This is a genomic window from Eubacterium sp. ER2 (assembly GCF_000765215.1).
Classification (GTDB): Bacteria; Bacillota; Clostridia; order Lachnospirales; family Lachnospiraceae; genus Claveliimonas; species Claveliimonas intestinigallinarum.
In genome coordinates this window covers 137443-157958 of record NZ_JPJE01000006.1, presented here as the reverse complement: position 1 = coordinate 157958, position 20516 = coordinate 137443, and the positions used below count along the sequence as shown (strand labels likewise).

The 20516-nt window shown below is 48.4% G+C and carries 34 protein-coding genes; 2 read left to right on the top strand and 32 right to left on the bottom strand.

The features are described from left to right. Positions 1-145: 145 nt before the first annotated feature. The 32 genes from NI21_RS0103245 to rpsJ form a co-directional block, all read right to left on the bottom strand. Positions 146-682, bottom strand: a complete 537-nt coding sequence (locus tag NI21_RS0103245; protein WP_033124799.1) for a bL17 family ribosomal protein — start codon at positions 680-682, stop codon at positions 146-148. 286 nt (positions 683-968) lie between these two features. Next, positions 969-1928, bottom strand: coding sequence for a DNA-directed RNA polymerase subunit alpha (locus NI21_RS0103240; RefSeq protein WP_033124798.1), 960 nt, complete (start codon positions 1926-1928; stop codon positions 969-971). 60 nt (positions 1929-1988) lie between these two features. Then, positions 1989-2582 carry a 30S ribosomal protein S4 gene (rpsD, locus tag NI21_RS0103235; protein WP_033124797.1) on the bottom strand — a complete coding sequence of 198 codons (594 nt, stop codon included), beginning with the start codon at positions 2580-2582 and terminating at the stop codon, positions 1989-1991. 95 nt (positions 2583-2677) lie between these two features. Further along, positions 2678-3073 carry a 30S ribosomal protein S11 gene (gene rpsK, locus NI21_RS0103230; protein ID WP_033124796.1) on the bottom strand — a complete coding sequence of 132 codons (396 nt, stop codon included), beginning with the start codon at positions 3071-3073 and terminating at the stop codon, positions 2678-2680. 224 nt (positions 3074-3297) lie between these two features. Then, entirely contained in the window at positions 3298-3666 is a 369-nt protein-coding gene (gene rpsM, locus NI21_RS0103225) for a 30S ribosomal protein S13 (protein ID WP_033124795.1), read from the bottom strand. Between the two features lie 298 nt (positions 3667-3964). Beyond that, positions 3965-4078 carry a 50S ribosomal protein L36 gene (gene rpmJ / locus NI21_RS16260; RefSeq protein WP_003022746.1) on the bottom strand — a complete coding sequence of 38 codons (114 nt, stop codon included), beginning with the start codon at positions 4076-4078 and terminating at the stop codon, positions 3965-3967. Positions 4079-4244: 166 nt separating this feature from the next. Next, positions 4245-4463, bottom strand: a complete 219-nt coding sequence (infA, locus tag NI21_RS0103220; RefSeq protein ID WP_004607275.1) for a translation initiation factor IF-1 — start codon at positions 4461-4463, stop codon at positions 4245-4247. 6 nt (positions 4464-4469) lie between these two features. Continuing rightward, a complete protein-coding gene (locus NI21_RS0103215; RefSeq protein ID WP_033124794.1) occupies positions 4470-4733 on the bottom strand; it encodes an RNA-binding protein in 264 nt (87 codons plus the stop codon). Then, positions 4720-5505: a type I methionyl aminopeptidase gene (gene map / locus NI21_RS0103210; protein ID WP_033124793.1), complete on the bottom strand. Its 786-nt coding sequence runs from the start codon at positions 5503-5505 to the stop codon at positions 4720-4722. The genes NI21_RS0103215 and map overlap by 14 nt, the downstream gene beginning before the upstream one ends. Positions 5506-5509: 4 nt before the next feature. After that, positions 5510-6154 carry an adenylate kinase gene (locus NI21_RS0103205; RefSeq protein WP_033124792.1) on the bottom strand — a complete coding sequence of 215 codons (645 nt, stop codon included), beginning with the start codon at positions 6152-6154 and terminating at the stop codon, positions 5510-5512. A 136-nt stretch (positions 6155-6290) separates the two neighbouring features. Beyond that, positions 6291-7607, bottom strand: coding sequence for a preprotein translocase subunit SecY (secY, locus tag NI21_RS0103200; protein ID WP_033124791.1), 1317 nt, complete (start codon positions 7605-7607; stop codon positions 6291-6293). Next, positions 7607-8047, bottom strand: coding sequence for a 50S ribosomal protein L15 (rplO, locus tag NI21_RS0103195; protein ID WP_033124790.1), 441 nt, complete (start codon positions 8045-8047; stop codon positions 7607-7609). The genes secY and rplO overlap by 1 nt, the downstream gene beginning before the upstream one ends. Before the next feature lie 26 nt (positions 8048-8073). Next, entirely contained in the window at positions 8074-8253 is a 180-nt protein-coding gene (gene rpmD, locus NI21_RS0103190) for a 50S ribosomal protein L30 (protein WP_033124789.1), read from the bottom strand. 14 nt (positions 8254-8267) lie between these two features. Next, positions 8268-8777, bottom strand: coding sequence for a 30S ribosomal protein S5 (gene rpsE, locus NI21_RS0103185; protein WP_033124788.1), 510 nt, complete (start codon positions 8775-8777; stop codon positions 8268-8270). Between the two features lie 15 nt (positions 8778-8792). Beyond that, the gene (rplR, locus tag NI21_RS0103180) at positions 8793-9161 is read right to left on the bottom strand and encodes a 50S ribosomal protein L18 (protein WP_033124787.1); all 369 of its coding nucleotides are present in this window, start codon (positions 9159-9161) and stop codon (positions 8793-8795) included. 17 nt (positions 9162-9178) lie between these two features. Next, entirely contained in the window at positions 9179-9721 is a 543-nt protein-coding gene (rplF, locus tag NI21_RS0103175) for a 50S ribosomal protein L6 (RefSeq protein ID WP_033124786.1), read from the bottom strand. Between the two features lie 279 nt (positions 9722-10000). Next, on the bottom strand, positions 10001-10402 hold the full coding sequence (rpsH, locus tag NI21_RS0103170) for a 30S ribosomal protein S8 (RefSeq protein WP_033124785.1): 402 nt from the start codon (positions 10400-10402) through the stop codon (positions 10001-10003). A gap of 15 nt (positions 10403-10417) precedes the next feature. Further along, complete coding sequence (locus tag NI21_RS0103165) at positions 10418-10603, bottom strand: type Z 30S ribosomal protein S14 (protein WP_016220062.1); 186 nt, start codon at positions 10601-10603, stop codon at positions 10418-10420. Positions 10604-10614: 11 nt separating this feature from the next. Continuing rightward, on the bottom strand, positions 10615-11154 hold the full coding sequence (gene rplE / locus NI21_RS0103160) for a 50S ribosomal protein L5 (protein WP_033124784.1): 540 nt from the start codon (positions 11152-11154) through the stop codon (positions 10615-10617). 25 nt (positions 11155-11179) lie between these two features. Further along, positions 11180-11491 carry a 50S ribosomal protein L24 gene (rplX, locus tag NI21_RS0103155; RefSeq protein WP_033124783.1) on the bottom strand — a complete coding sequence of 104 codons (312 nt, stop codon included), beginning with the start codon at positions 11489-11491 and terminating at the stop codon, positions 11180-11182. Between the two features lie 17 nt (positions 11492-11508). Next, positions 11509-11877: a 50S ribosomal protein L14 gene (rplN, locus tag NI21_RS0103150; RefSeq protein WP_033124782.1), complete on the bottom strand. Its 369-nt coding sequence runs from the start codon at positions 11875-11877 to the stop codon at positions 11509-11511. A 19-nt stretch (positions 11878-11896) separates the two neighbouring features. Beyond that, positions 11897-12151, bottom strand: coding sequence for a 30S ribosomal protein S17 (gene rpsQ, locus NI21_RS0103145; RefSeq protein WP_033124781.1), 255 nt, complete (start codon positions 12149-12151; stop codon positions 11897-11899). A 103-nt stretch (positions 12152-12254) separates the two neighbouring features. Then, the gene (rpmC, locus tag NI21_RS0103140) at positions 12255-12458 is read right to left on the bottom strand and encodes a 50S ribosomal protein L29 (RefSeq protein ID WP_033124780.1); all 204 of its coding nucleotides are present in this window, start codon (positions 12456-12458) and stop codon (positions 12255-12257) included. Beyond that, the gene (rplP, locus tag NI21_RS0103135; protein WP_033124779.1) at positions 12448-12885 is read right to left on the bottom strand and encodes a 50S ribosomal protein L16; all 438 of its coding nucleotides are present in this window, start codon (positions 12883-12885) and stop codon (positions 12448-12450) included. The genes rpmC and rplP overlap by 11 nt, the downstream gene beginning before the upstream one ends. Next, positions 12885-13541 carry a 30S ribosomal protein S3 gene (gene rpsC, locus NI21_RS0103130; protein ID WP_033124778.1) on the bottom strand — a complete coding sequence of 219 codons (657 nt, stop codon included), beginning with the start codon at positions 13539-13541 and terminating at the stop codon, positions 12885-12887. The genes rplP and rpsC overlap by 1 nt, the downstream gene beginning before the upstream one ends. Positions 13542-13551: 10 nt before the next feature. Further along, positions 13552-13938, bottom strand: coding sequence for a 50S ribosomal protein L22 (gene rplV, locus NI21_RS0103125; RefSeq protein ID WP_033124777.1), 387 nt, complete (start codon positions 13936-13938; stop codon positions 13552-13554). Positions 13939-13968: 30 nt separating this feature from the next. Beyond that, complete coding sequence (rpsS, locus tag NI21_RS0103120) at positions 13969-14250, bottom strand: 30S ribosomal protein S19 (protein WP_033124776.1); 282 nt, start codon at positions 14248-14250, stop codon at positions 13969-13971. A 25-nt stretch (positions 14251-14275) separates the two neighbouring features. Continuing rightward, entirely contained in the window at positions 14276-15118 is an 843-nt protein-coding gene (gene rplB, locus NI21_RS0103115) for a 50S ribosomal protein L2 (protein WP_033124775.1), read from the bottom strand. Positions 15119-15505: 387 nt separating this feature from the next. Next, positions 15506-15811 carry a 50S ribosomal protein L23 gene (gene rplW, locus NI21_RS0103110; RefSeq protein WP_033124774.1) on the bottom strand — a complete coding sequence of 102 codons (306 nt, stop codon included), beginning with the start codon at positions 15809-15811 and terminating at the stop codon, positions 15506-15508. Next, complete coding sequence (rplD, locus tag NI21_RS0103105; protein ID WP_033124773.1) at positions 15811-16431, bottom strand: 50S ribosomal protein L4; 621 nt, start codon at positions 16429-16431, stop codon at positions 15811-15813. The genes rplW and rplD overlap by 1 nt, the downstream gene beginning before the upstream one ends. 28 nt (positions 16432-16459) lie before the next feature. Further along, a complete protein-coding gene (rplC, locus tag NI21_RS0103100; RefSeq protein ID WP_033124772.1) occupies positions 16460-17143 on the bottom strand; it encodes a 50S ribosomal protein L3 in 684 nt (227 codons plus the stop codon). Positions 17144-17211: 68 nt separating this feature from the next. Continuing rightward, complete coding sequence (rpsJ, locus tag NI21_RS0103095; RefSeq protein WP_033124771.1) at positions 17212-17529, bottom strand: 30S ribosomal protein S10; 318 nt, start codon at positions 17527-17529, stop codon at positions 17212-17214. A gap of 408 nt (positions 17530-17937) precedes the next feature. On the opposite strand from rpsJ, the gene NI21_RS0103090 reads away from it, so the two are divergent. Together NI21_RS0103090 and NI21_RS0103085 are read left to right on the top strand one after the other, a co-directional pair. Beyond that, positions 17938-18810, top strand: coding sequence for a LysR family transcriptional regulator (locus tag NI21_RS0103090; protein WP_033124770.1), 873 nt, complete (start codon positions 17938-17940; stop codon positions 18808-18810). A gap of 219 nt (positions 18811-19029) precedes the next feature. Next, positions 19030-20403 (top strand): sodium-dependent transporter, encoded by a 1374-nt coding sequence (locus NI21_RS0103085; RefSeq protein ID WP_033124818.1) that lies wholly within the window; start codon positions 19030-19032, stop codon positions 20401-20403. Positions 20404-20516 lie beyond the last annotated feature (113 nt).

Here is a 20516-nt window from a genome sequence, read left to right as displayed (position 1 = left end):
TTGATAAAAACCGGAAGGATCATTGAAATGTTGATAACTACAATAGAAAAGCCCCGGGGTAAACCGGGGACTTTGTCTACAGTCTGAAAAGAGTTCCACTGGAACTCTTTTTTAATACCTGTCTAATGATTTTCCGATCAATCTCTTATACGAGCTCGATCAGAACCTCCATAGCAGCGTCACCTTTACGCTGACCAATCTTGATGATTCTTGTGTAACCACCGTTGCGGTCTGCATACTTCGGCGCGATCTCGTCGAACAGCTTCGCTACCATATCGATCTCTTTTGTATTTTTCTTTCTTCCGGCTGCTGTCTTCGGAACCTCTGTCACAGGGCACAGAACCTTCAGCATCTGACGTCTTGCGTGAAGTCTGGAAGGCATATCCTTCTTGATCTTCTTCTCTACTTCGTCATATACTGTCACTTTCTTTCCGTCTACAACTTCCTTTACTCTCTTGCCGTCTTTGTCCTTGCGGGCAACCTTGGCCTTAACAGTAACCTCCTCGAAGTTGTCCTTCTCCTTTACTGCCATAGCGATCAGGCCCTCTGCGATCTTGCGGATCTCTTTAGCCTTTGCCTCTGTTGTACGGATCTTGCCGTTGTTTAAGAGAGCTGTCACCTGGTTTCTCAGTAATGCTTTTCTCTGGCTTGATGTTCTGCCAAGTTTTCTATATTTTGCCATTTTTCTTCTCCTCCAATATTTAACATCTGGTTATGCATCTTCGGGCTTACTAGCCAAATGCCGCCGCCACGCATCTTTGGGCTTACTGGCGGCTGGGCGTGGGTTGTGGTTATATATGACATATAACACATATCTAACGGGGATTAAAGAGCTAGTTCTTCGAACTAGAACTCGAGCGTCGCCTGACGGCTCACTCTCGCTAAGTGCTCACACCTTACTCCTCTCCCTGCTTTTAGCGGAACCTGCTCGAGCTTACGCTCGATCAGTATCGCCAGGGCTCGTCGTTTTACTCCTCGCCCTGGCTCAGCTCTAAGCCGAGTTCTTTTAATTTTGCCAGCACTTCCTCCAGGGATTTGCGTCCCAGGTTGCGGACCTTCATCATGTCCTCAGGTGTGCGGTTTGTCAACTCTTCCACTGTGTTGATGCCGGCGCGCTTCAGACAGTTGTAGGAGCGCACGGAGAGCTCGAGCTCGTCAATGCTCATCTCGAGAACCTTCTCCTTCTCGTCATCCTCCTTCTCGATCATGACCTCAGCGGCCTGTGCCACCTCAGAGAGATCGATAAACAGCTTCAGGTGCTCGCTGAGAACCTTTGCGGCAAGGCTGACTGCCTCGTCCGGATGAAGTGTGCCGTTTGTCCACACATCAAGTGTCAATTTGTCAAAATCTGTGATCTGGCCCACACGGGTATTCTCAACCGTAAGGTTCACTCTCTCAACAGGTGTGTAGATAGAGTCAATGGGAATAACCGCAATGGGAAGATCCTCATTCTTGTTCTTATCTGAACTTACATATCCTCTGCCCTTTGTGATAGTCAGTTCCATGTAAAGCTTGCTGTCCGCGCCGCCGTTCAAAGTGGCGATGACAGTCTCCGGATTCATGATCTCAATGTCTGAGTCCGCCTGTATATCAGCACCAGTTACGACACCCTCACCTTCAAACTCAATGTAGGCTGTCTTTGGTTCGTCTGTCTCAGATGTATTTTTAATAGCCAGAGATTTCAAATTCATGATGATCTCTGTCACATCTTCCTTCACACCCGGGATAGAACTGAATTCATGCAGCACACCGTCGATCTTCACCTGGCTGATGGCAGCTCCGGGAAGAGATGAGAGCATGATCCTTCTAAGAGAATTTCCAAGTGTTGTACCGTAGCCTCTCTCAAGAGGCTCTACTACAAATCTTCCATATCTCTTATCTTCTGACATTTCTGTAATTTCGATATTCGGTTTATTGAAATCAAACACTATATAGTCCCTCCTTATGGGCTGATAATTTTCTGAGGGTTAATTACTTTTCTAAATTAATTATTTAGAATACAACTCGACGATCAGCATCTCGTCTACAGGAACGTCAATCTCATCGCGTGTCGGAAGTTCTTTTACAGTTCCCTTCAGAGCCTCGTGGTCTACTTCGATCCATGCAGGTACAAGACGTCCGCCTGTCACCTCGATGATATCTTTGTATCTCTGGGAACCTTTGCATTTCTCTTTGATCTCGATCACATCGCCTGCCTTAACAAGGTAAGAAGGAATGTTTACCTGCTTCCCGTTAACCAGCACATGCTTGTGGTCTACGATCTGTCTTGCCTCGCGGCGTGTTCTGGCAAGCCCCATGCGGAACACTACATTGTCAAGTCTTGTCTCAAGCAGAACCATCAGGTTTGTACCTGTCATGCCCTTCTGCTGTTTTGCCTTCTTGTAGTAGTTTCTGAAAGGCTTCTCAAGAACGCCGTAGATGAATTTTGCTTTCTGCTTCTCGCGGAGCTGCAGTCCGTACTCACTCATCTTTCTGTTTGATCTCTTTAACTGTCTGTTAGACTTTTTATCAATTCCTAAATAAACTGGGTCCATGCCAAGTGAACGGCATCTTTTAAGAACCGGAACTCTGTTTACTGCCATGTTTTCGCTTTCCTCCTGATTTCTTGGGATATTGAAATCCAATTCACTGTTTCTGTTGTTAATATCTTAATTAATCCTGAAACACAATCCGAAGACTAGACTCTTCTGCGTTTCGGCGGACGGCATCCGTTGTGGGGAACCGGTGTTACGTCTCTGATGCTTGTAACGTCAATTCCACATGCCTGAAGGGCACGGATTGCTGCCTCTCTTCCCGAACCAGGTCCTTTTACCATAACATCTACTGTCTTTAAGCCGTGTACCAGAGCTGCCTTTGCTGCTGTCTCAGCTGCCATCTGTGCTGCATACGGAGTAGATTTCCTTGAACCTCTAAATCCCAGACCACCAGCACTTGCCCATGACAGAGCATTTCCCTGTGCATCTGTTAATGTTACGATTGTATTGTTAAAAGATGACTGGATATGTGCTTGTCCGTGTTCAACGTTTTTCTTGACACGTTTCTTTGTCACTTTTTTTGTAACTTTCTTTGCCATTTAAACTAACCTACTTTCTTGAAATTTGCGTTGTTTTCGATTGATAAGGTAGTTCAGGCCTTCGGCCTGAACAAAGAAATACCAAAACACTTTCATCGTGGAGGTAGTTCGCTCAACTAAGCTCAAGCTGCACTCTTCGAGTTTGCTTTCGCTAAGGTTCGCGAACGGCCTCGCGCTGGAATTCGGGCTTCGCTATTGCTCGCCCTCATTAAGCTGCTTTCGGCCTATTTCTTTTTATTAGCAACTGTTCTCTTAGGACCTTTTCTTGTTCTTGCGTTTGTCTTTGTCTTCTGTCCACGAACCGGGAGTCCTTTTCTGTGACGGATACCTCTGTAGCATCCGATCTCCTGTAATCTCTTGATGTTCAGCGCGATCTCTCTTCTCAGATCACCTTCTACCATCTGTGTCTCATCGATGACTGCGCTGATCTTCTTTACATCGTCGTCTGTCAGATCTCTGCAGCGGATGTCCGGATCAACTCCTGCTTCTTTCAGAATACGTGTTGCGCTCGTTCTTCCGATACCGTAAATATAGGTCAGTCCGATTTCTACACGTTTGTCTCTTGGTAAGTCTACACCTGCAATACGAGCCATGTGATTTTCCTCCATTTGATCTTTGTTGTTTAATATTGTCCTAAATTGAGGCTGCGGGCACTGGATTTTTTCCTGTTCCCTACCGGAACGCAGTAATGTTCCGATATCCCAGCCCAGGCGTGTCGGTATTCACGCCCTTTCCGGCAGCCGACATACCATCGGCTAATGACCGCCGGTATTGTAAGCAATATACTAGAAACCCCTGTGGAATATCCACGCTCTGTCGGTGTTTCATGTATATTAAATAGTATGAGCACTGCACACACACCCTGGCGTGTCATACTATCAGCCGCCCAAATTAACCCTGACGCTGTTTATGCTTTGGGTTCTCGCAGATAATGCGAATGCTTCCTTTTCTCTTGATTACTTTGCATTTCTCGCAAATTGGTTTTACTGATGATCTAACCTTCACGTCAAATCCTCCTTTCATCCATTGCCTGCTTGGTTCCGAGGCGCTTTTTCCGGAAATCCCGTAACAAGGCATAAAAATCCCCGGGAAACGCGCCTATATAGTATAGCACCGCGTTTCAGGCAAGTCAATAGATTTTCCCGTTGTTTCTAAGATAATTTACAGCTTTTTACTTGTCTCTCCAGATGATCCTTCCCTTTGAGAGATCATAGGGTGACAGCTCCAGTGTCACTTTGTCTCCCGGCAGGATCTTGATAAAATTCATACGCAGCTTTCCGCTGATATGAGCCAGCACCTGGTGGCCGTTCTCCAGCTCCACCTGGAACATTGCGTTTGGCAGTTTCTCTACTACAGTTCCTTCGATTTCGATAACGTCAGCTTTTGACATGTCTCCTTAATCCTCCTGTTTTCCTTTTTCCTGGTTCAAGTAGTTTCTAAGTATTCTCTTTACGGCCACATCGTCAAGCGCGGCCTCCCCGCACCTGACGCAGACAGGCTTTACATGCTTCTTTTTCTTCTTTTTAGGATGATCCACTGTCCGGAGCCTGCCGTCTGCCAGATAAACATATGCGCTGTCGCTTCCTATTATAACATATATTTTTCCCGCGTCATGCCCCGCCAGTGACCTGGCCATCATTCCCGCCTTATACCTGTCCATTCTGCTTCCTCTCTTCATATGCTGACAGGGACAGGAGCACTGGCTCGCCCTTGGTGATCAGCACCGTGTTCTCATAGTGGGCAGACAGGGAATGATCCTTTGTGACAACCGTCCAGTCATCGTCCAGCCATTCCACCTCCCATGTTCCTATATTGATCATGGGCTCAATGGCCAGCGTCATGCCCTCTTTGAGGAGGACTCCCTTTCTCCCCTGCTCATAGTTGGGTATCTCCGGCGACTCGTGAAGATTCGTGCCGATCCCGTGGCCGCACAGGTCTCTCACCACTCCGTAGCCCCTCTCGCTTGCATATCGTCCAATGGCAGACGATATGTCAAATAGATGATTGCCCTCTTTTGCGTACTTTATACCTTCAAAAAAACATTCCCGGGTCACATCGATCAGCCTCTGCGCTTCCTCGCTGATGTGGCCGATGCCGTATGTCCTGGCCGCGTCAGAATGGTATCCCTTATAGATGACGCCGGCGTCCAGGCTCACGATATCGCCCTCCCGGATAAAGCGGTGGGGACTGGGTATGCCGTGCACCACTTCGTCATTCACAGACACGCAGATGGAGGCCGGGTAGCCGTTATAATTCAGGAAGGAGGGCACGCAGCCGTAGCTGCGTATCAGCTCCTCCCCGATCCTGTCTATATCCTTGGTGGTCATTCCCGGATGAAGCTCCTTTGCCAGTTCGTTGTGGACAGTCTCAAGGATCCTGCCCGCTTCCGTCATAAGCTCGATCTCTCTGGGTGATTTTATCGTGATCGACATGCTCTTACGCTCCTAAAATATCCACAATAGCCTGGAATACATCGTCGATATCCACTGTGCCATCCACAGTCCTCAGGATGCCCGCCTTTGTGTAGTAGTCGATCAGCGGCTGTGTCTGCTCATGGTACACATCCAGTCTCTTCTGCACGGTCTCCGGCTTGTCGTCGTCCCTCAGGATCAGCTCGCCGCCGCATGTGTCGCAGATGCCTTCCTTCTTTGTGGGCGCATATTCGATGTGGTATGTAGCCCCGCATCCTACACAGGCTCTTCTTCCGCCCATGCGGCGCACGATGTTTTCATCAGGCACATCCACGTCGATCGCGTAATCCATCTTCTGTCCCATCTTCGCCAGCGCCTCTGTGAGGGCCTCAGCCTGGGGAATCGTCCTCGGGAAGCCGTCCAGTACATAGCCGTTTTTGCAGTCATCCTGGTTCACACGGTCCACTACCAGATCCACGACAAGCTCATCCGGCACGAGAAGTCCCTGGTCCATATATGTCTTGGCCTTCTTTCCAAGCTCTGTACCGTTCTTGATGTTCGCCCTGAAGATGTCACCGGTGGAAATGTGGGGGATCCCATACTTCGCGGCGATTTTCTTTGCCTGGGTTCCCTTCCCGGCTCCAGGCGCGCCTAACATAATAATCTTCATATGTTACTTCCTCCTTATAGCATTTTAACCCGCGAAAATTTTTTCCGCGAGTTTAAAACTGAAGCATGCCCGGCTTGTATGCCAGCGATGCAAAAATGCATCCTGGCAGTTCGCCTCAGGCACAGCCCAAAGGGGCTTAACTATTTAAAAATCCTTTATAATTGCGTACCAGCATCTGTGACTCGATCTGCTTGATCGTCTCAAGTATGACACTGACAATAATGATCAGTGACGTGCCGCCGAAGGAGACATGAGCCCCCAGCCAGCCGTTGAAGAAAATTGGCACGATCTGTACAAGGATCAGTCCACATGCGCCGATAAAGATGATGTAATTTAAGATCTTCGTGAGATATTCAACTGTCGGTTTTCCCGGCCGAATACCGGGAATAAATCCGCCGCTCTTCTTCATATTATTTGCTATCTCCATCGGGTTAAAGGTGATGGATGTGTAGAAATAAGCAAAAAATACGGTCAGGATGATGTACACCACCAGTCCCCATGAATACTGGAGCTGCTGCGGATTACACCAGTTTGACTGGTTCAGCCCTCGGAGGATCTCACTTCCAATGCCATCCCCGTCGCCCTTTCCAAGGAAGGTCGCGATCAGAATGGGAGTCTGCATCAGTGAGGATGCGAAGATGATCGGGATCACGCCCGCTGTGTTCACGCGGAGCGGAATGTATGTGGACTGTCCGCCAAACATTCTGCGTCCCTGCATTTTCTGTGAATACTGCACAGCGATCCTTCTCTGTCCATCCTGCAGGAAAATGACGAAAACGACAAGCGCCAGGATAATCGCAAGGATGATCAGCGCTGCCAGTCCGCCGGATGCAAGACTCTTTCCTTTTACAAACTGTTCATAAAGAGTAGCCATATCGCTGGGGATACGGGAAATAATGTTGATCACAAGCACGATAGAGATACCGTTTCCGACACCCTTTTCCGTGATCCTCTCGCCGCACCACATAAGGAAGGCGCTTCCGGCTGTCAGTGTCAGCACGACGATAGCCGCATTGACAAAGTTAAACTCTTTGAGAAGTCCCTGACGTCCAAATCCAACCGCCATAGCTGTTGACTGGATCAGTGACAGGACAACAGTCAGATAACGGGTGATAGCCGCAATCTTTTTTCGTCCGTCTTCCCCATCCTTATGCATCTCCTCCAGCTTCGGAATCGCAATGGTCAGAAGCTGCATAATGATGGATGATGTAATGTATGGTGTGATGCTCAGAGCAAGTACGGACATCTGTTCAAAGGAACCACCGGTGATGGCGTTAAAGAAGTTAAACGCCTCACCAGTGTTCTGCGCAAAGAAGTCCTGGATGAAATCCGGATCCACACCAGGTGTGGGCAGCTCAGATCCGATCCTGATCACGATCAGCATCATGAACGTGTACAGGATTTTCTTTCTGACGTCAGCGATCTGAAATGCCCTTCTCACTGTCTTAAACATTAGATCACCTCTGCTTTTCCACCAAGAGCCTCTATTTTAGCAGCCGCACCTGCGCTGAATGCATTTGCCTGAACTGTAAGTTTCTTTGTCAGTTCACCATTTCCAAGGATCTTTACGCCGTCCCTAGGATTTTTTACAATGCCCTTCTCGATGAGTGTATCTACAGATACAACAGCATCGTTGTCGAACACCTCCAGAGCGCTCACATTGATACCAACAATTGTCTTGCTGTTTCTGTTTGTAAAGCCTCTCTTCGGTATTCTTCTATATAATGGCATCTGTCCACCTTCAAAACCTGGTCTTGTGCCGCCAGAACGGGCCTTCTGTCCCTTGTGTCCCTTGCCGGCTGTCTTGCCGTTTCCGGAGCCATGTCCACGTCCTCTTCTGAAGTTGTTGCTCTGTTTTGCCCCGTCAGCAGGTCTTAAATTTGATAAGTCCATTATGACACCTCCTTACTTCTCTGAATTTACGCTTCTTCTACCTTTACTAAATGCTGCACCTGCTTTACCATGCCTCTTATAGCTGCATTGTCCGGTAAAACAACTGTCTTGCCAGTCTTCTTAAGTCCCAAAGCCTCTACTGTCTTCTTATGCTTCGGCACAGCACCGATTGTAGATTTTACTAAAGTAATCTTTAAATCTGCCATTTTTATCTGCCTCCTTAGCCTAAGATTTCCTCGACGGATTTGCCACGGAGCTTGGATACCTCTTCAGGTGTCTTTACTTCCTTTAATCCCTCGATTGTAGCAAGAACTACGTTCTGTTTATTGTTGGAACCAAGAGATTTTGTACGGATATTCTTAATTCCTGCCATCTCGATAACGGCACGGGCCGGACCACCGGCGATCACTCCGGTACCGTCCGGAGCTGTCTTCAGAAGCACGGAAGCGCTTCCGAATTTGCCGATCTGATCATGTGTGATACTTCCGTTTTCATCTAATGCCACAGTGATCAGCTTCTTTGTAGCGTCCTCTTTTCCTTTGCGGATGGCTTCCGGGATCTCGGCTGCCTTTCCTAAGCCTGCGCCCACATGGCCGTTTCCGTCTCCGACAACAACAAGAGCTGTAAATCTCATGTTTCGTCCACCCTTAACAACCTTGGTTACACGCTTAATTGACACTACTTTTTCATTTAATTCTAACTGACTAGCATCAATACGTTCCTGTTTCATGTGTGTTCTCCCTTCCTAGAATTCCAGTCCAGCCTCACGAGCTGCGTCTGCAAGTGCCTGGATCTTTCCGTGATATACAAATCCGCCTCTGTCGAATACGACTTCCTTGATGCCCTTCTCAAGAGCCTTTTCTGCGATCACTTTACCCAGAGCAGCTGCTGCTTCAACGTTATTGGTCTTCTCAAGGTTTGCTTTCACATCTTTCTGAAGAGTGGAAGCTGCAACCAGAGTGTTCCCTGCTACGTCGTCAATAATCTGTGCGTACATGTGATTATTGCTTCTGAATACGGCTAAACGTGGGCATTCAGGTGTACCGCTTAAACGGTTACGTAATTTTCTGTGCTTTTTAACACGCACTTCTGTTCTTGATTTCTTGCTAACCATTTTCACACTCTCCTTATTTATTTCTTACCAGTCTTACCAACTTTACGTCTGATCACTTCATCAGCATACTTGATACCTTTGCCCTTGTATGGCTCCGGTCTTCTCTTGTCTCTGATCTCAGCCGCATACTGGCCAACCTTCTCTTTGTCAATTCCCTGGACAGTGATCTTGTTCTGTCCCTCAAGGACAGTCTCAACGCCCTCAGGGTCGATCATTTCTACCGGGTGAGAGTATCCTAAGCTGAGTGTCAGCTTATTGCCGGATTTTGCAGCCCTGTAACCAACACCGTTTACTTCCAGGACTTTCTTGTACCCTTCTGTAACACCAACGACCATGTTGTTGATGAGTGTTCTTGTCAGGCCGTGAAGGGATTTCATCTTCTTCAGGTCGTTCGGTCTTGTGACAACGATCTGGTCTCCCTCCTGCTTGATCTCCATTTCGATCGGAAGCTCCTTCTCAAGAGTTCCCTTAGGGCCTTTAACGGTCACTTTATTATTCTCTGCGATCTCAACAGTAACGCCTGCCGGGATCGTAATCGGCAGTCTTCCTATACGTGACATACCATGTCCTCCTTAACTTAAATTTTCGGAGCAGATGCTCTAGCCTGCTCTGTTTTCAGTCACATTGAGCACTTAGCGAGGTTTTTTACGAGCTTAGTGCGAAAGTGCACTCGGCCCACTTGGCGAGGTCCCTCACGAGCCTAGTGGCCGTAGTGTGTCCTCTTCCCCGCATGCTCATTTATTTTTTATAAGGATGTTCTTCTCGCTCCGCTCGAAGAACGGCCTTCTCACTAGGTTCAAGCTGCGCCTTACGGCTTGCTTTCTCCAAGTGTTCAGTGCCTACCAAACGAAAGCCAGGACTTCTCCGCCTACGCCCAGTTTCCTTGCTTCTCTGTCAGTGATCACGCCCTGGTTTGTGGAGATGATCGCTGTTCCCAGTCCGCCGAGGACCTTGGGAAGCTCCTCGCTGCTGGCGTACACGCGCAGACCCGGCTTGGAGATTCTCTTCAGTCCGGAGATGACCTTCTCATTCTTGTCAGCACCGTATTTCAGTGTCACACGGATCGTCTTGAACGCACCGTCTTCTACGATCTCATATTTTGTGATATATCCCTCATTGTATAAGATGTCCGCGATAGCGACCTTCATCTTGGATGCAGGGATGTCTACTGTATCGTGTTTTGCAGTGTTCGCATTACGGATTCTTGTAAGCATATCTGCAATAGGATCACTCATAGTCATGGATTGCTTCCTCCTTTACCAACTTGCCTTTTTCACACCCGGGATCTGTCCTTTGTATGCCAGTTCGCGGAAGCAAACACGGCAGATACCATATTTTCTCAAATATGCGTGCGGACGACCGCAGATCCTGCAGCGGTTGTATTCTCTTGTGGAGAATTTCTGCTTGCGCTGCTGTTTGATTTTCATTGCTGTCTTAGCCATAATTTACCTCCTTATTTTGTAAACGGCATGTTGAACTGTCTTAACAGCTCGCGAGCCTCTTCGTCTGTCTTTGCAGTTGTGACAAAGATAACGTCCATACCTCTCACTTTGTCAACCTTGTCGTACTCGATCTCCGGGAAGATGAGCTGCTCTTTGATACCAAGAGCGTAGTTACCTCTTCCGTCAAACGCGTTCGGGTTTACACCTCTGAAGTCACGCACACGGGGAAGGGCAAGATTGATGAGACGGTCAACGAACTCATACATCTTCTCTCCTCTTAAGGTAACCTTGCAACCAATGGGCATACCCTCTCTGATCTTGAAGTTTGCCACAGATTTCTTTGCCTTACAGATAACAGCCTTCTGTCCTGTGATCTTTTCCATATCAGCGATCGCTGACTCTAAAACCTTGTGATTGTCTTTTGCCTCGCCTACGCCCATGTTGATAACAACCTTGTCAAGCTTCGGCACTTCCATGATATTTTTATAACCGAACTTTTTGTTCATCGCGTCGATGATCTCGTTCTGGTACTGTTCTTTCAGTCTGCTCAAAGCACTGGACCTCCTTCCTCAACAATTAATCGATTACTTCGCCTGTTGACTTTGCAACGCGGACTTTCTTGTCACCATCCATCTTGAACCCTACTCTTGTAGCTTTTCCTTTGTGGATGTACATTACGTTAGAAATATCAATAGGTCCTTCCTGATGAACGATACCGCCATTCTGATTGGAAACACTCGGCTTTGTGTGCTTCGTCAGCATGTTGATACCCTCCACGAGAACTGTACCGTCTTTCTGATTAACAGCGATGACCTTGCCTTCCTTGTCCTTGTCTTTTCCGGCAATGACCTTTACCATATCGCCTTTTTTGATCTTCATAGTTGACATCTTATTCTCGCACCTCCTTAAAGTACTTCCGGAGCCAGGGAAACGATCTTCATAAACTGTTTGTCACGAAGCTCCCTTGCCACGGGCCCGAAGATACGGGTTCCTCTTGGGTTTTTGTCTTCTTTGATTATTACAGCAGCATTCTCGTCGAAACGGATGTAGGAACCATCTTTACGGCGAGTACCTTTTACAGTACGTACAACTACAGCCTTGACTACGTCTCCTTTTTTTACAACGCCGCCTGGTGTTGCATCTTTAACGGAAGCAACGATCACGTCGCCGATGCTCGCATATCTTCTTGTGGAACCGCCAAGCACACGGATGCAGAGTAACTCTTTTGCACCTGTATTATCTGCTACTTTCAGTCTGCTTTCTTGCTGTATCATGCAGGTTTCCCTCCTTATACTATTTCACTTTTTCCATGATCTCGACAAGTCTCCATCTCTTATCCTTGGACAGCGGTCTTGTCTCCATAACCCTTACCTTGTCACCGATGCTGCACTCGTTTGCCTCATCGTGGGCTTTTAATTTGTACGTTCTCTTTACGATCTTTCCGTAAAGGGGATGCTTTACATTATCCTCAACAGCAACTACGATCGTTTTGTCCATCTTGTTGCTGACTACCTTGCCAACACGTGTTTTTCTAAGATTTCTTTCCACGGTGTTACTCCTTTCTCTGCGTTTTACTCAAAATGGCTTATTAAGGATGTTCTCCTCGCCGCGCTTGGAGAACGGCCAAAGAGCTGAGCCCGAAAAAACCTCGTTAACCTCTCTTGGCCTCTGTGATCAGAGTCTGGATCCTTGCGATGTTCTTTCTGACCTCTTTGATTCTGCTGGTGTTGTCCAGCTGATTTGTTGCGTTCTGGAACCGTAAGTTGAAAAGTTCCTTTTTAGCAGCTACTAATTCTTCGTTCAGCTCTGCAGCTGATTTTGTTCTTAAATCTTCTACAAATGCATTAATTTTCACTGTTATCACCGCCTTCTAAGTCTGCGCGAGAAACGACTTTACATTTACAAGGTAACTTGTGTGTTGCAAGGCGAAGAGCTTCTCTTGCCACTTCCTCAGGAACGCCTGCGATCTCGAACATAACGCGTCCCGGCTTTACAACTGCCACCCAGTACTCCAGGGTACCTTTACCGGAACCCATACGTGTTTCAGCTGGTTTTGTAGTTACAGGTTTATCTGGGAATATCTTGATCCATACTTTACCGCCACGCTTGATGTAACGTGTCATAGCGATACGGGCAGCCTCGATCTGGTTTGATTTGATCCAGCAGGGCTCTGTTGCAACGATACCATATTCACCATATGAAAGCGTGTTTCCACGAAGCGCTTTTCCTTTCATGGAGCCACGGAACTGTTTACGACGTTTTACTCTTTTTGGCATTAACATTATTTATCGCTCCCTTCCTTTGCTGCCTTTTCCGGAAGAACCTCGCCTTTGTAGACCCAAACCTTTACGCCAACTTTTCCGTAGGTCGTGTCTGCCTCGGCAAATCCGTAGTCAATGTCTGCTCTCAGTGTCTGAAGAGGGATCGTTCCCTCGCTGTAGAACTCTGTACGGGCCATATCCGCTCCGCCAAGACGTCCTGATACGGAAGTCTTGACTCCGAGAGCGCCAGCCTTCATTGTCCTGGACATGCAGGACTTCATCGCACGCCTGAAGGAGATACGGTTCTCCAGCTGCTGAGCGATGTTCTCAGCTACCAGCTGTGCGTCCTTGTCCGGTCTCTTCACTTCCTTGATGTCTACGACCAGCTTCTTGTCTGTATATTTTGCAAGCTCGCCTTTCACTTTCTCGATCTCGGAGCCGCCCTTGCCGATGACTACGCCCGGTTTTGCTGTGTAGACAATGATCTTCACACGGTCGGAAGCTCTCTCAATCTCGATCCTGGAAATGCCCGCGCTGTATAATCTCTTCTTCAGAAATGTTCTGATTTCATGGTCCTCTACAAGATTGTCAGCGAAATCCTTATCTGCGTACCATCTGGAGTCCCAATCTTTGATAATGCCGACTCTTAAACCATGAGGATTAACTTTCTGTCCCATAATACCCTCCTTATCTTTCATCAAGCACAAGTGTGATGTGGCTCATTCTCTTCTCGATCCTGTAAGCTCTGCCCTGTGCTCTAGGTCTGATTCTCTTCATTGTTGGTCCCTTATTTGCATAAGCCTCTGCAACGTAAAGGTTCTCAGCATTCATACCATTGTTGTTCTCAGCATTAGCGATTGCTGACTCTAACAGTTTCTTTATAATACTTGAAGCATATCTTGGATTGTATGTTAAGATTCCAAGTGCTGTTGTTACATCCTTACCTCTGATGGCGTCCAGTACGAAGCATGCCTTCTGAACAGAAACCCTAGCATAGGATAACTTTGCTGAAGGTCTTGTGTCCTTGTTAGCATTTCTCTCTCTCTTGATCTGGGATCTATGTCCTTTTGCCATGGATGAACCCTCCTTTCAAATTAGCCTTATTTATCTCACTCTTGATTTCTTCTCGTCTTTTCCATGTCCTCTGTATGTTCTGGTCGCAACGAACTCACCAAGCTTGTGTCCAACCATATCCTCTGTTACATATACCGGCACGTGTTTTCTTCCGTCATGAACAGCGATTGTGTGACCTACCATGCTCGGGAAGATCGTAGAACGGCGAGACCATGTCTTGACAACGGACTTCTCTCCGGATGCGTTCATTGCATCGATCTTTTTAAGCAGGCTTGCGTCTGCGAATGGTCCTTTTTTAAGTGAACGAGCCATTAGTTCTACCTCCTTGTGAAACTATTTATTTGATTCCTTTACCGTCACGTCTTCTTACGATCAGCTTGTTAGAATGTTTATTCTTCTTGCGGGTCTTAAGACCAAGAGCCGGTTTGCCCCAGGGTGTACACGGACCCGGACGGCCGATTCCTGTCTTACCTTCACCACCACCGTGCGGATGGTCGTTCGGGTTCATAACAGAACCGCGCACTGTAGGACGGAAGCCCATGTAGCGTTTGCGTCCCGCTTTACCAATGTTGATCAGGTTGTGATCGCCGTTTCCTACCACACCGACAGATGCGCGGCACTCGATCGGAACCATTCTCATTTCACCAGACGGAAGTCTGAGGGTTGCATATTTTCCTTCTTTAGCCATTAACTGGGCGCTGTTTCCGGCGGAACGAACAAGCTGTCCTCCCTTGCCCGGATAGAGCTCGATGTTGTGGATCTGTGTACCAACCGGGATGCGTGAAAGCGGCAGGCAGTTTCCTACTCTCACCTCAGCCTCAGGTCCGTTCATGACTTTCATGCCGTCTGTCAGTCCCTGGGGAGCCAGGATATATGCTTTCTCGCCGTCCTCGTAACAGATCAGCGCAATGTTCGCGGACCTGTTCGGGTCGTACTCGATACCGATTACTGTAGCCTGGATACCATCTTTTCTTCTCTTGAAATCGATGATCCTGTATTTTCTCTTAACTCCGCCTCCGCGGTGTCTTACTGTGATTTTTCCCTGGTTATTACGTCCTGCCTGGCTGCTCTTGGAAGCAAGCAGAGATTTCTCTGGAGTCGTCTTTGTGATTTCAGCGAAATCAGATCCAGTCATCTGTCTTCTGGAAGGCGTATATGGGTTATAGGTTTTAATTCCCATGATTGCTTCTCCTTTCAATGCTAATTATTTGTGTCACGGAATTGCACCGTATATGCGCGATAAGCAGCGTGAAGGTAAACGCGGATAAGACTGCCACGCTCGCGTGAGCAGGCTTATGCGAAATAATTTGAGCGTGTAACGCGACTGAGGGACCGCAGGTCCCGAGGTCACGCTGCTTATCGCTGTGGATCCATTGGAGTTATCCGCAATGGATTTACAGGTTCGCTCAACTAGGCTCACATAGTAGATACATCCTCGCTTTGCTCGGAGTATCTGCTTTCGCACTAGGCTCGAAAGAACCTCGCCAAGTGCTCAATGCATCGCCAAGTTTCGCGAACGGGGTCCGACTAAGCTTCAGCCTTCGCTATCGCTCGCCTTCAGCAAGTCTTATAACCCCTCGAAGATCTCGATGTCAGCGCTGTCCTCTGTGAGCTGGACAACAGCCTTCTTTGTCTTGGCTGTCTTGCCGAACTGCATAGTGCCGCGCACTCTTCTCTTCTTACCCTCGTTGTTCATGGTGTTCACCTTCGCAACCTTTGCTCCCGCGAACATCTTCTCAACAGCCTCTTTGATCTGAGATTTTGTAGCCTCTGTGTGGACAAGGAATGTGTATTTCTTCTCGCCCATCAGCTCCATGCTCTTCTCAGTCACTACCGGTTTAAGGATCACATCATAATATTTGATATCAGCCATTATGCGTACACCTCCTCAATGCTTGCAACAGCAGCCTTTGTCGTGATGACTGTGTTGTATTTCAGGATGTCGTACACATTAATTGTATTTGTCTTCGTGGTCTTTACATCAGCGATATTCTTTGCAGAAATCTCAGCGTTTGTATTTCCGTCCTCTAATACGACTAATGCTTTCTTCACATCCAGGTTCTTCAGGACATTTGCAAAATTCTTTGTCTTGTGGTCTGTAAATGCGATCTCATCGATAACGATGAACTTGTTCTCCGCAACCTTAGCAGAAAGCGCAGACTTGAGAGCAGCTCTCTTCTCTTTTTTGTTCATCTTGAAAGAGTAATCTCTCGGAACCGGCGCGAACACTACGCCGCCACCCGTCCACTGGGGAGCTCTCGTTGAACCCTGTCTTGCGTGGCCTGTTCCTTTCTGCCTCCACGGTTTTCTTCCGCCGCCGGAAACCTCTGAGCGGGTCTTCGCCTTCTGTGTTCCCTGACGATTATTTGCAAGCTGGCTTACAACTGCCATGTGTACCAGGTGGTCATTCACTTCCACACCGAACACAGCATCGTTTAAGTCGATCGTACCAACTTCTTTACCTTCGATATTGTAAACAGATACGTTTGCCATCTTAAGTGTTCCTCCTTCCTCGCAAAAACTAGTTAGCAGCTTTCACTGTTTCTTTAATAGTTACCAGAGATTTCTTCGGTCCTGGTACAGACCCCTTGATGAGCAGCAGATTGTTCTCTGCGTCTACACGTACCACTTCCAGATTCTGGATCGTGATCCTCTTGTTACCCATCTGTCCGGGCATCTTCTTGCCCTTGAACACCTTGCTCGGGTCAGATGCAGCTCCGTTGGAACCTGCGTGACGGTGGAACTTGGAACCATGAGCCATGGGTCCTCTGTGCTGTCCGTGTCTCTTGATCGCGCCCTGGAAGCCTTTACCTTTGGAGATTGCTGTAGCGTCTACTTTATCGCCAACCTCAAAGATATCAGCCTTGATCTCCTGTGCCGGAGCATACTCGCTGGCGTTCTCAAATCTGAACTCCTTTACGTATCTCTTTCCAGAAACACCGGCTTTTGCGAAATGTCCCTGCTCTGCCTTTGTCAGGCCATGGCGGTGAACGATCTCCTTCTTGCCGCTTTTATCCTTGTTGATGATCTTGTCCTTCTTGTCAACAAAGCCAACCTGTACTGCATCGTAACCGTCATTCTCAACAGTCTTGACCTGTGTTACCACACAAGGGCCAGCCTGAAGAACTGTTACAGGTGTCAGCACGCCGTCTTCGTTGAAGATCTGTGTCATTCCGACTTTTGTAGCTAAGATAGCTTTCTTCATTATAAATACCTCCTGTGATTTACAGCGGAACACCTTTTGGTGTTCATCCTAAATTTTAGGAATACTGCTTACTTGTTTTTCATTTTGATATCAATATAAACACCAGCCGGCATCTCCAGTCTTGACAGAGCGTCTACTGTTTTCTGCGTCGGTGTGATGATATCGATCAGTCTTTTGTGAGTCCTCTGCTCGAACTGCTCTCTGGAGTCTTTGTACTTGTGGACAGCACGCAGGATCGTAACTACTTCCTTCTTAGTCGGAAGCGGTACAGGTCCGCTCACCTTCGCTCCATTCTTCTTTACAGTTTCGATGATCTTTTTCGCGGATGCATCAACAAGCTGATGATCATACGCTTTCAGTGTGATTCTCATTACTTGACTTGCCATAAAAAAAGTCGCCTCCTTTTCGTACTTTTGTTTTCAGTACGACAAGCGGTGACTGTACACTCTCCCGTGTGTGTCGTGAGAAACACCCACGTTGTTACTGCATCTCAGCAGCTGTTATAGTAGTTTCGTACAGTGACTTGTCGCCAGTTTCCTAACTTGACATTCGCTCCACGGAAAACCCGCCCTCACTTATGACTTTGCCGGGGGCGGCAACCTCACGCTTCACAGCTATCATGTCACAGCCGTTTTATTATATATGAAATACCTCGTGTTTTCAAGTGTTTTTTTACATTTTTTTAATAATTCATCTTATATGGATATTTTACTTGTTTTTTTCTCTCTCATCCTCTACCATTTACTATCATGGCACCCTATTAAAATACATTATATATAGAAGGAAAGCAAGTTATGGATATCAAAAGATGGAAAGTTATGCTGGCTGTTGACGACTACGGCAGCTTTACCCGGGCAGGCGAGGCTCTGGGCTACACCCAGTCCGGCGTCACACAGATGATGAAGGCCCTGGAGAAGGAGGTCGGTTTTTCACTTTTTATAAAAGGAAAGAAGGGCGCCGTCCTGACCCCGGAGGCCCAGTCCCTTATTCCCTCCGTCCGGGCGCTCCTCAGCGCGGACGAGGTTGTTCACCAGGAGATATCCGCGCTGAAGGGCACCCCCACCGGCACCATCACGATCGGCACATACTTAAGCTGCTCCATCCACTGGATCCCGGAGATCATCCAGAAATTCAGGGAGAGCCACCCGAATATCGTCTTCAAGGTCATAGAGGGCGCCGAGGACGACCTCCCGGACTGGATCCAGGAACGCCGGGTGGACATCGGATTCCTCAGCCACCAGGAGGGGCATCATTTTCAGTTCCTGCCGGTCATGGACGACGAGCTTTTTGCCGTTCTTCCCAAGGGACACAGCCTGGAGGACTGCAGCGCTGTCCCCATGGAGAAATTCACAGGCGCTCCCTTTGTCACCACAGAGTATGCGCCGGGCAGCGACATTTACCGGATCCTGAAGGAGTTCCACATCAAGCCGGACATCCGCTTCCTCTCCATCAACGAGTTCTCTGTCCTCTCCATGGTGGAGCACGGACTGGGCATCACTATCCTCCCCGGCCTTCTCCTGCGGGGGCAGACCGGCAGCTTTGTAAAACGCAGGCTGGAGCCGCGCTCCTTCCGCCGGCTTGGGCTGGGCTACTCTTCCTACGATGACCTCTCTCCTGCTTCCAGGATCTTTCTGGAATACGCAAAAAGCTTTCTTCTGGATGACTGATCTTTTGCGCACAAAACATTAGTCATTCTAATGCTGGCATTAACTTTTTTCATGTTTTTATTGACATCTCACCTCCTTTCATCATATACTAGAAGGGAGGATTGAGATGTAACGGTGCTCTCGCAGATGCTGAGAGTGCCGTTTTTTTATTTTCTCCCTCGATCAAGGGAGGCACAGAAGGCAGAAACAGCCAGCTCCCGAAAGAAAGGAAGTATCTTTATGAGTAATCAGACAAACCAGGAAACTCGTCAATGGGGCTCCCGATTTGGCTACCTCATGGTTGCCGCCGGCGCCGCGATCGGCCTTGGAAACATCTGGAGATTCCCCTATCTTGCCTACCAGGGGGGCGGTGGTGTATTCCTTGTGGTCTACATCATCGTGGTAGCTCTGATCGGTCATCCCATGGTACAGATGGAGACTGCCATCGGCCGCTATACCGGCAAGGATGCAGTCAGCGCCTTCCAGCGCATCAACAAAAAGTGGGGTTTTGCAGGCTGGATGGCCAATGTCTGCACTCTGATGATCAACATGTACTACGTCGTTGTAGGAGGCTGGGTTGCCAAGTACGCGTTCCAGTATCTCACAGGCGGCGACTTCGGCGCTGACAAGCAGGCCTATTTCGACAGCTTCACCTCCTCGACCGTAGAGCCCATCGTCTGGGCCATGCTCCTCCTTCTGTTCGTCTCGGTGCTTCTGTATTTCGGCATCACCAACATTGTGGAGAAGATCTCCAAGGTCATGCTGCCGCTCCTCTTTGCCCTGCTCATCATCTGCGGCATCTGGGCCTTCTTTGTAAATGAGAACGCCATCGAGGGCGTGAAGTATTACCTGCTTCCTGATTTCAGCAAGTTCAGCTTCACCACCTTCGCCCAGGCGGCGACACAGGTGCTGTTCTCCGTGGGCATCGGCTGGGGCCTCTATGTGACCCTGGGCGCCAACATCCCCAAGCAGAACAACCTGAAGAGCGACGCAGTCATGGTCTCCGTCTTTGACACGGCCGCCGCGATCCTGGCCGGCTTCGTCATCGTTCCCTCCGCCTTTTCCGGCGGCGTGGACATCGAGTCCGCAGGCCCCAGTCTTGTGTTCAATGTCATGACGGACATCTTTGAGAAACTGCCGGGCGGCCGGATCATCGGCTTCTGCTTCTTCCTGGCCATCCTCTTCGCCGTGATCTCCTCGCTGTTCAGCTTCTTCGAGATCTCTGTGCGCACCTTTGAGGATAACCTGCACATGGGACGGCTGAAGGCCTCCGTCACGACGGCTGTCATCGTCGGCATCGGCAACATCTTCGCCTCCCTCGGCTTTGGGCTCTTAAGCGGTGTGAAGCTTCCCTGGATCGATGCAGGCGGCTTCAAGACCCTGGGCATCTACGACTGGCTGGACACCTTCACAGCCTACCTCCTGATGCCCATCGGCTGCATCCTCGTCTGCATCTTCATCGCGAAAGTATGGGGCTTTAAGAACTACGAGAAGGAGGCCACCAACGACGGAAAGTTCGGTCATGTGAACACCTATGAGAAGTTCCTGACCGTCTTCGTGGTTCCCTTCTTCATGATCATCATTCTGCTGACCGTGTTCGGCTTCATCAAATAAGAGCGGAAGCAGTAATTTGAACAATCAGGCGTTTGTTTTTATCGCTCAAATTAGACAGAATGCTCAGTTTCAGTTGACTTGTTAATTTTTTGATGATACAATGGCAGTGATAA

Bases quoted from the DNA above. Each gene is read 5' to 3' on its own strand.
- NI21_RS0103165 (WP_016220062.1), bottom strand. From the start codon at position 10,603: ATGGCTAAGACAGCAATGAAAATCAAACAGCAGCGCAAGCAGAAATTC.
- secY (WP_033124791.1), bottom strand. From the start codon at position 7,607: ATGTTTAAGACAGTGAGAAGGGCATTTCAGATCGCTGACGTCAGAAAG.
- rpsH (WP_033124785.1), bottom strand. From the start codon at position 10,402: ATGACTATGAGTGATCCTATTGCAGATATGCTTACAAGAATCCGTAAT.
- rpsM (WP_033124795.1), bottom strand. From the start codon at position 3,666: ATGGCTCGTATTGCAGGTGTAGACTTACCAAGAGACAAACGTGTAGAA.
- rplX (WP_033124783.1), bottom strand. From the start codon at position 11,491: ATGTCAACTATGAAGATCAAAAAAGGCGATATGGTAAAGGTCATTGCC.
- rplW (WP_033124774.1), bottom strand. From the start codon at position 15,811: ATGGCTGATATCAAATATTATGATGTGATCCTTAAACCGGTAGTGACT.
- NI21_RS0103215 (WP_033124794.1), bottom strand. From the start codon at position 4,733: ATGGACAGGTATAAGGCGGGAATGATGGCCAGGTCACTGGCGGGGCAT.
- rplC (WP_033124772.1), bottom strand. From the start codon at position 17,143: ATGAAGAAAGCTATCTTAGCTACAAAAGTCGGAATGACACAGATCTTC.
- rpsE (WP_033124788.1), bottom strand. From the start codon at position 8,777: ATGAAACAGGAACGTATTGATGCTAGTCAGTTAGAATTAAATGAAAAA.
- rplP (WP_033124779.1), bottom strand. From the start codon at position 12,885: ATGTTAATGCCAAAAAGAGTAAAACGTCGTAAACAGTTCCGTGGCTCC.
- rpsK (WP_033124796.1), bottom strand. From the start codon at position 3,073: ATGGCAAAGAAAGTTACAAAAAAAGTGACAAAGAAACGTGTCAAGAAA.
- NI21_RS0103245 (WP_033124799.1), bottom strand. From the start codon at position 682: ATGGCAAAATATAGAAAACTTGGCAGAACATCAAGCCAGAGAAAAGCA.
- rplV (WP_033124777.1), bottom strand. From the start codon at position 13,938: ATGGCAAAAGGACATAGATCCCAGATCAAGAGAGAGAGAAATGCTAAC.
- rpsJ (WP_033124771.1), bottom strand. From the start codon at position 17,529: ATGGCAAGTCAAGTAATGAGAATCACACTGAAAGCGTATGATCATCAG.
- rplR (WP_033124787.1), bottom strand. From the start codon at position 9,161: ATGGTTAGCAAGAAATCAAGAACAGAAGTGCGTGTTAAAAAGCACAGA.
- rpmD (WP_033124789.1), bottom strand. From the start codon at position 8,253: ATGGCAGATTTAAAGATTACTTTAGTAAAATCTACAATCGGTGCTGTG.
- rplB (WP_033124775.1), bottom strand. From the start codon at position 15,118: ATGGGAATTAAAACCTATAACCCATATACGCCTTCCAGAAGACAGATG.
- NI21_RS0103090 (WP_033124770.1), top strand. From the start codon at position 17,938: ATGGATATCAAAAGATGGAAAGTTATGCTGGCTGTTGACGACTACGGC.
- rpsS (WP_033124776.1), bottom strand. From the start codon at position 14,250: ATGGCTCGTTCACTTAAAAAAGGACCATTCGCAGACGCAAGCCTGCTT.
- rplD (WP_033124773.1), bottom strand. From the start codon at position 16,431: ATGGCAAACGTATCTGTTTACAATATCGAAGGTAAAGAAGTTGGTACG.
- NI21_RS0103205 (WP_033124792.1), bottom strand. From the start codon at position 6,154: ATGAAGATTATTATGTTAGGCGCGCCTGGAGCCGGGAAGGGAACCCAG.
- NI21_RS0103085 (WP_033124818.1), top strand. From the start codon at position 19,030: ATGAGTAATCAGACAAACCAGGAAACTCGTCAATGGGGCTCCCGATTT.
- rplO (WP_033124790.1), bottom strand. From the start codon at position 8,047: ATGGACTTATCAAATTTAAGACCTGCTGACGGGGCAAAACAGAGCAAC.
- rpsC (WP_033124778.1), bottom strand. From the start codon at position 13,541: ATGGGACAGAAAGTTAATCCTCATGGTTTAAGAGTCGGCATTATCAAA.
- rplF (WP_033124786.1), bottom strand. From the start codon at position 9,721: ATGTCACGTATAGGAAGACTGCCGATTACGATCCCGGCAGGCGTTACT.
- map (WP_033124793.1), bottom strand. From the start codon at position 5,505: ATGTCGATCACGATAAAATCACCCAGAGAGATCGAGCTTATGACGGAA.
- rpsD (WP_033124797.1), bottom strand. From the start codon at position 2,582: ATGGCAGTAAACAGAGTTCCGGTTCTTAAAAGATGCCGTTCACTTGGC.
- infA (WP_004607275.1), bottom strand. From the start codon at position 4,463: ATGTCAAAAGCTGACGTTATCGAAATCGAAGGAACTGTAGTAGAGAAA.
- rplN (WP_033124782.1), bottom strand. From the start codon at position 11,877: ATGATACAGCAAGAAAGCAGACTGAAAGTAGCAGATAATACAGGTGCA.